The 11,580-nt window shown below is 69.6% G+C and carries 11 protein-coding genes; 5 read left to right on the top strand and 6 right to left on the bottom strand.

Features of this window, described 5'->3' with window-relative positions; all coding sequences use genetic code 11:
• Window positions 1–27: 27 nt before the first annotated feature.
• From L1081_RS04150 to L1081_RS04135, 4 genes are all read right to left on the bottom strand, one after another.
• Window positions 28–960 carry an FAD-binding protein gene (locus tag L1081_RS04150; protein WP_489415315.1) on the bottom strand — a complete coding sequence of 311 codons (933 nt, stop codon included), beginning with the start codon at window positions 958–960 and terminating at the stop codon, window positions 28–30.
• A gap of 2 nt (window positions 961–962) precedes the next feature.
• Complete coding sequence (locus L1081_RS04145) at window positions 963–1,712, bottom strand: electron transfer flavoprotein subunit beta/FixA family protein (RefSeq protein WP_489415314.1); 750 nt, start codon at window positions 1,710–1,712, stop codon at window positions 963–965.
• A gap of 138 nt (window positions 1,713–1,850) precedes the next feature.
• Window positions 1,851–3,131 carry a mechanosensitive ion channel domain-containing protein gene (locus tag L1081_RS04140; protein WP_489416859.1) on the bottom strand — a complete coding sequence of 427 codons (1,281 nt, stop codon included), beginning with the start codon at window positions 3,129–3,131 and terminating at the stop codon, window positions 1,851–1,853.
• Window positions 3,132–3,170: 39 nt separating this feature from the next.
• A complete protein-coding gene (locus tag L1081_RS04135) occupies window positions 3,171–4,124 on the bottom strand; it encodes a histone deacetylase family protein (RefSeq protein ID WP_489415313.1) in 954 nt (317 codons plus the stop codon).
• 86 nt (window positions 4,125–4,210) lie between these two features.
• Here L1081_RS04135 and L1081_RS04130 point away from each other — a divergent pair, with 86 nt between their 5' ends.
• From L1081_RS04130 to L1081_RS04110, 5 genes are read left to right on the top strand one after another with little or no spacing between them, the layout of a single operon-like run.
• The gene (locus L1081_RS04130; protein ID WP_489415312.1) at window positions 4,211–5,131 is read left to right on the top strand and encodes an AAA family ATPase; all 921 of its coding nucleotides are present in this window, start codon (window positions 4,211–4,213) and stop codon (window positions 5,129–5,131) included.
• Window positions 5,132–5,156: 25 nt separating this feature from the next.
• Window positions 5,157–6,128, top strand: coding sequence for a DUF58 domain-containing protein (locus tag L1081_RS04125; RefSeq protein ID WP_489415311.1), 972 nt, complete (start codon window positions 5,157–5,159; stop codon window positions 6,126–6,128).
• Window positions 6,129–6,171: 43 nt separating this feature from the next.
• Window positions 6,172–8,193, top strand: coding sequence for a transglutaminaseTgpA domain-containing protein (locus tag L1081_RS04120; protein ID WP_489415310.1), 2,022 nt, complete (start codon window positions 6,172–6,174; stop codon window positions 8,191–8,193).
• Between the two features lie 52 nt (window positions 8,194–8,245).
• Window positions 8,246–9,337 (top strand): lytic murein transglycosylase B, encoded by a 1,092-nt coding sequence (mltB, locus tag L1081_RS04115; protein ID WP_489415309.1) that lies wholly within the window; start codon window positions 8,246–8,248, stop codon window positions 9,335–9,337.
• 3 nt (window positions 9,338–9,340) lie between these two features.
• Window positions 9,341–9,967 (top strand): HD domain-containing protein, encoded by a 627-nt coding sequence (locus L1081_RS04110; RefSeq protein WP_489415308.1) that lies wholly within the window; start codon window positions 9,341–9,343, stop codon window positions 9,965–9,967.
• Between the two features lie 31 nt (window positions 9,968–9,998).
• Here L1081_RS04110 and L1081_RS04105 read toward each other — a convergent pair whose 3' ends face one another.
• Window positions 9,999–10,502, bottom strand: coding sequence for a hypothetical protein (locus L1081_RS04105; protein WP_489415307.1), 504 nt, complete (start codon window positions 10,500–10,502; stop codon window positions 9,999–10,001).
• Entirely contained in the window at window positions 10,499–11,578 is a 1,080-nt protein-coding gene (locus L1081_RS04100; protein WP_489415306.1) for a beta-ketoacyl synthase N-terminal-like domain-containing protein, read from the bottom strand. Before L1081_RS04100 ends, L1081_RS04105 begins: the two co-directional genes overlap by 4 nt.
• Window positions 11,579–11,580 lie beyond the last annotated feature (2 nt).

Below are 11,580 nucleotides of genomic sequence, written 5' to 3'. Positions count from 1 at the left end.
TCCGGCTCAATCAATGCCTTGAGCCGATCAGAGCGCCTTCACCAGTTCCGGCACCGCCGTGAACAGGTCGGCCACGAGACCGTAGTCGGCCACCGAGAAGATCGGCGCCTCTTCGTCCTTGTTGATCGCCACGATCACCTTGGAGTCCTTCATGCCGGCCAGGTGCTGGATGGCGCCCGAGATGCCGCAGGCGATGTACAGCTGCGGTGCGACGATCTTGCCGGTCTGGCCCACTTGCCAGTCGTTGGGGGCATAGCCCGCATCCACCGCTGCGCGGCTCGCGCCCAGGCCGGCGTTGAGCTTGTCGGCCAGCGGGGTCATCACTTCGGTGAACTTCTCAGCGCTGCCGAGCGCCCGGCCGCCCGAGACGATGATCTTGGCGGCGGTAAGTTCGGGGCGGTCGCTCTTGGTGACTTCGCGGCCAACGAAGCTCGACTTTCCGCTGTCGGCCACGCCTTCGGCGGTTTCGACGGCTGCGCTACCGCCCGTTGCTGCTGCGGCGTCGAAGCCGGTGGTGCGCACGGTGATCACCTTGGTGGCGTCCGCACTCTGCACGGTAGCAATGGCGTTGCCGGCGTAGATCGGGCGCTCGAAGGTGTCGGGGCTCACCACCAGCGTGATGTCGGAGATCTGCGCCACGTCGAGCTTGGCGGCCACGCGCGGGGCGACGTTCTTGCCGTTGGCGGTCGAGGGGAACAGGATGTGGCTGTAGTTGCCGGCGATGGCGAGCACCTGGGCGGCGACGTTCTCGGCCAGGTTCTCGGCCAGGCTGGCGCTGTCGGCCACGATGACTTTGCTGACGCCCGCGATCTGCGCGGCAGCCTTGCCGGCTTCGGCGGCGTTGGCACCGGCCACGAGCACGTGGACGTCGCCGCCGCAGGCGAGCGCCGCGGTCACGGTGTTGAGGGTCGCGGGCTTGACGGTCGCGTGGTCGTGTTCGGCAATAACAAGTGCGGTCATGTTCAGATCACCTTCGCTTCGTTCTTCAGTTTGTCCACCAACGTTGCAACATCAGGCACCTTGATGCCGGCGCCACGCTTGGGCGGCTCGCTGACCTTGAGGGTCTTCAGGCGGGGCTTCACGTCCACGCCCAGGTCTTCGGGCTTGAAGACGTCGAGCTGCTTCTTCTTGGCCTTCATGATGTTGGGCAGGGTGACGTAGCGCGGCTCGTTCAGGCGCAGGTCGGTGGTGATGACCGCCGGCAGGCTGAGCGTGATGGTTTCCAGGCCGCCGTCGACTTCGCGCGTGACGGTGGTCTTGCCGTCAGCCACTTCGACCTTGGAAGCGAAGGTGGCCTGCGGCAGGTCGGCCAGCGCGGCGAGCATCTGGCCGGTCTGGTTGGCGTCGTCGTCGATGGCCTGCTTGCCGAGGATCACGAGCTGGGGCTGTTCCTTGTCGACCAGGGCCTTCAGGAGCTTGGCCACGGCCAGGGGCTGCAGCTCTTCGGTGGTCTCGACCAGGATGCCGCGGTCGGCACCGATGGCCATGGCGGTGCGCAGGGTTTCCTGGCACTTGGCGTCGCCGCAGGAGACGGCGATGACTTCGGTGACCACGCCCTTTTCCTTCAGGCGCACGGCTTCTTCCACCGCGATCTCGTCGAAGGGGTTCATGCTCATCTTGACGTTGGCAATGTCCACCCCGGTGCCGTCGCTCTTCACGCGCACCTTGACGTTGTAATCGACGACCCGTTTGACAGGCACTAGAACCTTCATTGACTTGACTCCATTGGGATTGCAAAAAGGGGGCTTCGAGGGCAGCCGGTCATTTTAGGGTCCGGCCCTTGCCGCACCTGCGCTCATGGCGACTGGCACCGCAGTGCAACAAAAAAGAACGATCGTGCTTTTTCGTGATTATACGGCAGCCTCGCGCGTGGCGGAAACGCCCGGCGGCAGCGACTCCACCCGCAGCACGCGCTGCGGATACGGAATGTCCACGCCCGCGCTGCGCAGGCCCTCGAGAATGGCAATGTTGATGGCCGAGCGCACGTTGTCCTTGCCCTTGTCAGGGTCGGCCACCCAGAAGTTCAGCGTGAACTCCAGCCCGTCGGGCGCAAAGCTGGCGAGATAGGTCACCGGCTCGGGATCGGTCATCACCCGGGCCTGCGCCTTGGCCGCTGCGCAGAGGATGGACTGCACCTGCGCTACGTCGCTGTCGTAGCCCACCACGATGCTGGTCGTGATGTTGAACTTGCGGTCCGCCATCGAGAGGTTCTCGACGCGGCTGGTGATGAGCGACTCGTTCGGCACGATGGCCTCGCGCCCGTTGCCCGCGCGGATGAGCGTGTAGCGGGTCTTGATGTCGGTGATGCGGCCCTCGAAGGTGTCGACCTTGACGTTGTCGCCGATGCGGATGGAGCGCTCCAGCAGGATCACGAAGCCGCTCACGTAGTTGGCCGCCAGCTTCTGCAGCCCGAAGCCCAGGCCCACGCCCAGCGCGCCGCCCAGCACCGAGAGTGCCGTGAGGTCGACCCCCACCGCCGACAGCGCGAACAGCAGCCCCACCAGCAGCAGGAAGGCGCGCACCGCATTCGACGCCACCTTGCGCATCGAGAGGTCGGTCACGGCCTCGCGCAGGATGCGCTTCTCGATGGTGGCGGCAATCCACAGCGCGATCACCAGCACCAGGCCGGCCGAGAGCACGCCCTGGAAGATGGTCTGCAGGCTGACGCGCGTCTTGCCGAAGGCCAGCGTGATGTCGTCGAGCTCGGCCAGCACCGGCGGCAGCAGCCCGACGATCCAGAGGATGGCGCCGATCCACGCCAGCCAGGAGATCGTGCGCTCCAGCAGCCGGACCAGGTTGGAGGTGGGAAAGACCGCCCGCATCACGCGCGCGAACAGCCGGATGACCGCCAGCGACAGGAACACCGACACCCCGATGCGCAGCACCAGCACGGGCTGGAAGTCGCTCACCAGGCGCCGGGCCAGTTCGGCGAAGACCAGCGCCAGCAGCGGGAACAGGAGCCCGTCGAAGGTGCGCTCGCCGAACCAGATGGAGTCCTTCGGCTGGTCGCGCCCGAACCAGCGGGTGACCACCCAGGCGATAACCACGCAGGCGACCAGTGCCGCCAGCTCGATGCCCAGGCCGCGCGCGTCGACCTGGCCCAGGCGTTGTGTGAAATCGTTGAAATTCATCTCTTGGGAAAACATGGCGCGGCGTGTGCGCCGGCAGCTCTACAGATCGGCAAGGACACGGACATGGGCTTCGACGCTGCGCGCGAGGGCGTCCAGGTTGTAGCCCCCTTCGAGCATCGAGACGATGCGCCCCTGCGCATGGCGCCGCGCGACGTCCCGGATGCGGCCCGTGATCCAGGCGAAGTCGTTCTCGGTGAGGCCGAGCTGGCCCAGGTCGTCCTCGCGATGGGCGTCGAAGCCCGCGCTCACGAAGACCATCTCGGGCGCAAATTCCTCGAGCCGGGGCATCCAGGCGGCCTCGATCAGCTCTCGCACGTCCATGCCCCTGGTGTAGGCCGGGATCGGCAGGTTGAGCATGTTCGAGGCCGGGTGTTCGGTGCCGCTGTACGGATAGAACGGATGCTGGAAGAAGCCCACCATCAGCACGCGCGGATCGTTCGACAGGATGTTCTCGGTGCCGTTGCCATGGTGCACGTCGAAATCGACGATGGCCACGCGCTCCAGCCCGTGCACCTCGAGCGCATGCCGCGCCGCAATGGCCACGTTGTTGAGGAAGCAGAAGCCCATCGCCTGTTCGTAGCAGGCGTGGTGCCCGGGCGGGCGCACCGAGCAGAACGCGTTCTCGATCTCGCCCGCCATCACCGCATCGGTGGCGGCAATGGCGGCGCCCGCGGCGCGGCGCGCGGCCAGCAGGGTGAAGCGGTTCAGAATGGTGTCGGGGTCGAGCTGCGCATGGCGGGGGCCGCCGGCCGGCTCGTCGGCCACCAGGCGCTGGTGCAGCGATTCGAGGTGTTCAAGGTGCGCCTCGCTGTGCGCGCGGGTGATCTGGGCCAGGGTGGCCAGCGGCACGTCGCGGTGTTCGAGGGCATCGCCCACGCCGGTGAGCAGCAGCCTGTCCTCGATGGCGTCGAGCCGCTCGGGACATTCGGGATGGCCCCGGCCCATGTCGTGCTTCCAGCAATCGCGATGTGTGAAGTAGCCGGTCTTGCCCATGTCTTTGCCGTGTCTCTGTCGTATCTAGACCTCACACGGCATGGGGCCGCGCAGTCTTACGGTATCGTTTGCATATGGATACAAATATGGACGTTGCTGCGAAGCTTGCCACTTTGCTGAGTCAGCTTAACACGGTGATCGTGGGCAAAGAGCCCCAGGTGCGCGACTGCGTGGCCTGCCTGCTCGCGGGCGGGCACCTGCTGATCGAGGATGTGCCGGGGGTCGGCAAGACCACCCTCGCCCATGCGCTTTCGCACACCTTCGGGCTGCAGTTCTCGCGCGTGCAGTTCACCGCCGACCTGATGCCGGGGGACCTCTCGGGCGTGGCCATCTACGACCGGGGCCAGCAGGCCTTCGTGTTCCACCCCGGCCCGATCTTCGCGCAGGTGCTGCTGGCCGACGAAATCAACCGCGCCAGCCCCAAGACGCAGAGCGCGCTGCTCGAGGCCATGGAAGAAAAGCAGGTCACCATCGAAGGCGAGACGCGGCCGCTGCCCACGCCCTTCTTCGTGATTGCCACGCAGAACCCGCAGGACCAGCTCGGCACCTTCGCCCTGCCCGAGTCGCAGCTCGACCGCTTCCTCATGCGCATTTCGCTGGGCTATCCCGACCGCGCCGCGGAGCGCGAGCTGCTCTCCGGCGCCGACCGCCGCGAGATGCTGGCCACCCTGCCCGCGCTCCTGACCGCGGGCGAGCTCACGGCGCTGCAGCAGCGCGTGCAGCAGGTGCATGCGGCCGAGCCGCTGCTGAACTACGTGCAGGACCTGATCGCGGCCACGCGCTCCGGCCGCTGGTTCCTGCAGGGCCTCTCGCCGCGCGCCGGCATTGCCGTGCTGCGCGCCGCCAAGGCGCAGGCGCTGCTGGCCAACCGCAACTACGTCGCGCCCGACGACGTGCAGTCGATCCTGCCGCAAACCGTTGCGCACCGCCTCACGCCGGTGGGCGACGCGGGCCGGGGCGCGGTGGAGCAGGTGCGCGCAATGATCGCGGACGTGCCGCTGCCGTGAAAACGAGCACGCCCGCCGGCCACCGATGATCGCGTCGCTACGCTCGCGCCTCGACGGCTGGTTCCTGTCGCGCCGGCCGCCTTCGGACACGCTGGAGCTCACGCAGCGCAACGTCTACATCGTGCCCACGCGCGCCGGCTGGACGCTGGGCGCCACGCTGCTGGTGCTGCTGATCGCGTCGATCAACTACCAGCTCAACCTCGGCTACCTGCTGACCTTCCTGCTCGCGGGCAGCGTGGCCGTGGGCATGCACGTGTGCCACGCCACGCTGCGCGGCCTGGCCATGCACATGATGCCGCCCGAGGCACACTATGCGGGCGCCGCCGCGGTCTTTCGCGTGGTGCTGCACAACACGCGGCGCAGCGTGCGCTACGGCATCGGCATGGCCGTGCGCGGCAGCGGCCAGTGGGCCTGGACCGACGTCCCGGCCGAGGGCAGCGCCACCGTCGAGATCGCCTTCAAGCCCGAGCGGCGGGGGCTCCATCCGGTGCCTCCGCTCACCGCCGAAACCCGCTTTCCGCTCGGTACGTTCCGCGTCTGGACGGTGTGGCGGCCAGCCGCAAAGATGCTGGTCTACCCGACGCCCGAGGCGCATCCGCCGCCGCTGCCGCCAGGCGAACCGCTGTCGGGCCCGGCCGCCACCTCGGCCGCCCTGCGCGCCCAGGCCGCCGGCGAGTACGACGGCCTCAGGGCCTACCGGCGCGGCGACCCGCTCAAGCTCGTGGTCTGGAAGAAGGCGGCCCGCGCCCAAGCCACCGGCTCCGAAGACCTGGTGAGCCGCGACACGCAGCAGACGCAGCGCGAAGAGCTGTGGCTCGACGCCCAGGCCACCCAGCTGGCCGACACCGAGGCCCGGGTGTCGCGGCTCTGCGCCTGGGTGCTGATGGCGGACCGCCTGGGCGTGGACTACGGCATCCGCGTGGCTGCACGCGTGGTGCAGCCCTCGCAGGGAGAAGCCCACCGCAGGGCTTGCCTGGAGGCGCTGGCGCTATGTTGAAGCTGCAAGCCGCTCGTTCTTCTTCAGGCCGGGAGCCGCGCGCATGAACAAGTTCATGCGCGAGATCTCGGCACTGCCAAGGGACGCCAGGGACACGCTGTTCCTGCTTGCGGTCATCGCGCTCATCGTCCTGCCGCAGGTCGGGAACCTGCCCTGGTGGTGCACCGCCATCACGGCAATGGTGCTGGTCTGGCGCGCCACGCTCGCCATGGAAGCCCGGCCGCTGCCGGGCAAGTGGGCGCGCGTGGGCCTGCTGGCGCTGACGCTGGCCGCCACCTTCGCCACCCATCGCACCCTGCTGGGGCGCGACGCCGGGGTGACGCTGGTCGTGATCCTGCTGGCGCTCAAGACGCTGGAGCTGCGCGCGCGCCGGGACGCCTTCGTCATCTTCTTCCTGGGCTTCTTCGCGATGCTCACGAACTTCTTCTACTCGCAGTCGCTGATGACCGCGGTCACCATGCTGCTTGCGCTGCTGGGCCTGCTCACCGCGCTGGTCAATGCGCACATGCCGGTGGGCAAGCCGCCGTTGATGCAGGCGGCGCGCACCGCCAGCTGGATGGCCCTGGCGGGCGCGCCGATCATGCTCGCGCTGTTCCTGCTGTTCCCGCGCTTCGCGCCGCTGTGGGGCACGCCCGGCGACGCGATGGCCGGGCGCACGGGCCTGTCGAACACCATGCGCGTGGGCGCCATCGCCGAACTGGCGCTCGACGACAGCATCGCGGCGCGCATCAAGTTCGAGGACAACCGCGCACCGCCCCAAAGCCAGCTGTACTTCCGCGGCCCGGTGCTCGCGCAGTTCGACGGGCGCGAGTGGACGGCGCTGCCGTCCTGGGCGCGCGGCGCGCCGCCATCGGGCAACCTGCGCACCAGCGGCCAGCCTGTGCGCTACGAGGTCACGCTCGAGCCCAACCACCGCCCCTGGCTGCTCACGCTCGATGCGGCGCAGAGCGCACCGCAGGCGCCCGGCCTCGAGGTCACGGGCACGCCCGACCTGCAATGGCTCGCGAACCGCCCCATCTCCGACCTCGTGCGCTACCGCGCCGAGAGCTACACGCAGTTCCACAGCGGACCCCTGCGGCAGACGGCCGCGCTGCGGCCCTATCTCGCGCTGCCGCCCGGATCGAACCCGCGCACCGCCGCCCTCGCCGCCGAAATGCGCGCCCAGCCCGCGCTGGCCAACGCCGGCACGCAGGCCTTCATCCGCGCCGCACTGCAGCGGCTGCGCACCGGCGGCTACACCTACACGCTGGAGCCCGGCTTCTACGGCAACGAGACGGCCGACGAGTTCTGGTTCGACCGCAAGGAAGGCTTCTGCGAGCACATCGCCTCGGCCTTCGTGGTGCTGATGCGCGGGGCGGGCATTCCGGCGCGCATCGTGACCGGCTACCAGGGCGGCGAACTCAATGGCGTCGACAACTACTGGGTGCTGCGCCAGAGCGACGCGCACGCCTGGGCCGAGGTCTGGGAGGAAGGCGTGGGCTGGGTGCGCGTCGATCCCACCGGTGCGGTGTCGCCGGGCCGGGTCGGCCAATTGCAGCGGCTCGTGCCGCAGCCGGGCCTGTTTGCCGGCGCCATCGGCGCGATGAGCCCCACGCTGGCGCAGAACCTGCGCGCCGCCTGGGAAGCGGTGAACAACAGCTGGAACCAGTGGGTGCTCAACTACACGCAAAGCCGCCAGCTCAACCTGCTCAAGACCATCGGCTTCAACGCGCCCAGCCTCGAGGACCTGGCCTACGTGCTGCTCTACCTGCTGGTGGGCGCGAGCCTTGCCGGCGCGGCGTGGACCTTGTGGGAGCGCAGCCAGCACGACCCGTGGCTGCGCCTGCTCGGCCAGGCACGCGCGCGCCTCGCCAAGGCCGGCCTCCAGCTGTCCGACACCGCGCCGCCGCGCCAGATGGCCGCCCAGGCCGAGGCACGCTTCGGTCCGGCGGCACAGGCCGTGCGCGAATGGCTGCTCAAGCTCGAGGCCCAGCGCTACGCCCCGGCCTCGCCGGCTTCGCTCGCGGCCCTGCGGGCCGAGTTCCGGCGCCTGGACTGGCCCGCTGCGCCGAATCCCCGGCGCTGAAAGCGCAGGTGTCCCGCCAAGGCGGGCTCGCGCGGACGGCACAATCGGCTCCATGCGATTTTTTCTTCCCGCGCCACGCCGCGCCGCCGCCGTCGCCCTCCTCGCCGCCTGCTGCGCAGGGTCCATGGCCGCGCAGGCCCAGAAAGCCCCCAGCGCCCGCAGCGTGAAAACCGTGGCCGGCAGCACGCCCTACGCCACGCGCGAGGACGCCATGCGCTTTGCCGACGAGGTGGCCGAGCGCCGCGGCCTCGACCGCGAATGGGTGCGCGCCACCATCGGCAGCGCGCGCTTTTTGCCGAACGTGCCGCGCCTGATGCTGCCGGGCCCGGCCGGCACGGTGAAGAACTGGCAGGCCTATCGCAGCCGATTCATCGACGCGACGCGCATTGCCGCCGGGGTGCGCTTCTGGCGCAGCAATGCCGACACGCTCGCGCGCGCGGAGGCGATGTACGGCGTGCCGGCCGAGATCATCGTGGGCATCGTCGGCGTGGAAACCATCTACGGCCGCAACATGGGCAACTTCCGCGTGATCGATGCACTGGCCACGCTGTCGTTCGACTTTCCGCAGGCCCATCCGCGTGCGGCCGAGCGCGAAGCCTTCTTCCGCGGCGAGCTCGAGAGCTTCCTGAGCACCGAAAGCCGCACTTCTGACAACCCCCTGCTGCCCGTGGGCAGCTATGCGGGCGCCATGGGCATGCCGCAGTTCATGCCCAGCAGCATCGCCAAGTACGCCATCGACTTCGACGGCGACAGCCGCATCGACCTGGTCGACAACCCCGCCGACGTGATCGGCTCGGTGGCCAACTACTTCAAGGCCTTCGGCTGGACGCCCGGCATGCCCGCGACCTACCCGGTGCACTTCGAGGAGGCCCGCCTCAAGAAGGCACTGCTGCTGGCGCCCGACATCCTGCCGAGCTTCAGCGCCGACAGCTTCGTGGCGGCCGGCGCGGTCCCCGAAGGCGAGGGCCTGCGCCACAAGGGCCTGCTCGCGCTGATCGAGCTGCAGAACGGCGCCGATGCGCCGCCGACCTACGTGGCCGGCACGCGCAACTTCTATGTGATCACGCGCTACAACTGGAGCAGCTACTACGCGATGTCGGTGCTCGACCTTGGCCAGGAGGTCAAGGCCGCCATGGAGCAATAGCCGATGGCGCCCGAGGCACTGCGGGCCAACTGGAACGCCGCATGGCGCGCCCTGGGCGTGGCGACTGCCGACGAGGCGCTGTACATCGAGCTGCAGCGCTGCTACGGCGAGCCGCAGCGCCACTACCACACGCTGCAGCACCTCGGCGAATGCCTGGCCTGGTTCGAGCGCGAGAAGGAACTGGCCGAACGCCCTGGCGAAGTGGCGCTCGCGCTCTGGTTCCACGACGCGGTCTACGACGTGCATGCCCATGACAACGAGGCCCGCAGTGCCGAATGGGCGCGCAGCGCCATCCTCTCGGCCGGCGCGCCGGCCGACGCGGCCGGCCGCGTGCATGCGCTCGTGATGGCCACGCGCCACGATGCCGTGCCCGAGGGCCGCGATGCCGAACTGCTGATCGACATCGACCTGTCGATCCTCGGCGCGGACCCCGCGCGCTTCGACGAATACGAACGGCAGGTGAATGCCGAATATGCCTTCGTGCCCGACGAGGTGCGCCGGCCGCGCCGCCGCGCGATCCTGCAGCGCTTCCTCGCGCGGGAGCCGATCTACGCCACGCAGCGAATGCACGCGCTGCTGGAGGCAAGGGCCCGCGCCAACCTGGCCCGGTCGATCGCGGCGCTGGCCTGATCGCTCCGCCCCAGGGCGGCCCTGCAATGCTTCAGGCCGGCACCAGCCGCCACCATTCGGAGCGCGGCTTCTCGCCGTTGCGCTCCTCTTCCACCACGCCGACCAGCAAGCCGGCGCTTGCGGCGCCCAGCTTCGAGAGTTCCAGCAGCTGCTGCGGATCGCGGCTGAGCGCGAAGCTCGCGTCGCCCTGCCATTCGAGGCAGCGACCCACCTCCGCCAGCATCAGCGCGGGCTGGCCCTGCATGAAGGTGAACGGCATCAGCATGCCGGCGTCCAGCTGCGCCAGGCCCGCATGCGTCGCACCCCAGGCGCCGCGCAGGCTCGACACGCGCAGGCGGGCGCCCGCGGGCAAGACGGCCTCGCCCGCGGCATCGAGGCACTGCCGGGCCCCGAACATCGCCAGTTCGGTCCAGAGGCCGACGCGCCGCGGCCGCCGGCCGAGCCGGTGTGCGAGCCGGTCGCGCCAGTCCGCAGGCAGCGGATCGGCCGCGAAATGGGCGACGGTGCGCCATGCCTGGGCAGAGCCGGCGGTCATCGGCCATCCTCCAGCACCAGCGAGGTGTGCCCGCCGCCGAACCCGACCACGTTGAGCAGGATGTTGCGCAGACCGGAAGGCACCCGCATGCTCAGGGCAATGCCGAGTTCATCGTCGATGGCATAGCCGGCCGACGGCCACACGCCAGCTTCGATGCAGGCAACAAGCAAGGCCAGCTCGGCGGCCCCCGAGGCGCCCAGCGTGTGGCCGATCGCCGACTTGAGCGACACCAGCGGCGGCAGCGGATCGAAGACCTGCTTCAGTGCCAGCGCCTCGATCGCATCGTTGACCGGGCTGCCCGCGGCCTGCACCTTGACCAGGCCGATGTCCTGCGGCCGCAGCCCGCTCTGCGCCAGCGCTCGATGGCACATCGCAAGCACCGCGCTGGCTTCGGTGCCCGAGGGATTGCGCCCGTCGACCACGTTGGCGCCGCCCGCAATGCGCCAGCGCGCCGCGCGCGAGCCAAGGCGCAATGCGGCCACCGCCTCGCCGAGCACCAGCCCGTTGCGCCCGGCGCCGAAGGGCTGCGCGCCGTCCGGCGAGAGCAGCTGCATCGCACCGAAGCCGGCCACCGTGAAGCGGTTGCCGAGCTCGGCGCCGATCACCAGCGCCTCGTCGGCCTGCCCGCTTCGGATCAGGTCGCAAGCCGCGAGCACCGCATTGAGCGCCGAGGTGCAGGCCGTGGAAATGGTGAAGACCGGTCCCTGCCAGTCGAGCGCACCGGCCACGAGGCCGGCAAAGTCCTGCAGGTCGCCGCCGAGCCGCAGGTCCTGCACCGCGTGTTCCATGCCGCCGATGTCCAGCGAGGACGACGCGACGAAGAGCGGGCCGGACCGCGCTGCTGTCGTTCCTTCGTACGCCTGTGCGGCCACGCCGCGCACGATGCGCTCCAGGCGCTGCTTCCAGTCGCCCTCCTGCGGCGGCAGCCTGTGCACCGGCCACTGCACGCCATCCGAGACGGCGACCGGCACGGGCCGCACGCCGCCGCGCGCCAGGGCCGCCACGGCGGACGGAAGATCATTGCCCAGCGTGCAGGCCAGGCCCATGCCGGCAAGGTACACGCCCGCTGCGCTCATTG

Origin of the sequence: Variovorax sp. MSC1_012 (assembly GCF_023667525.1) — a bacterium.
GTDB lineage: Bacteria > Pseudomonadota > Gammaproteobacteria > Burkholderiales > Burkholderiaceae_C > Variovorax > Variovorax beijingensis_B.
This window is presented reverse-complemented; position numbering and strand designations above follow the sequence as displayed.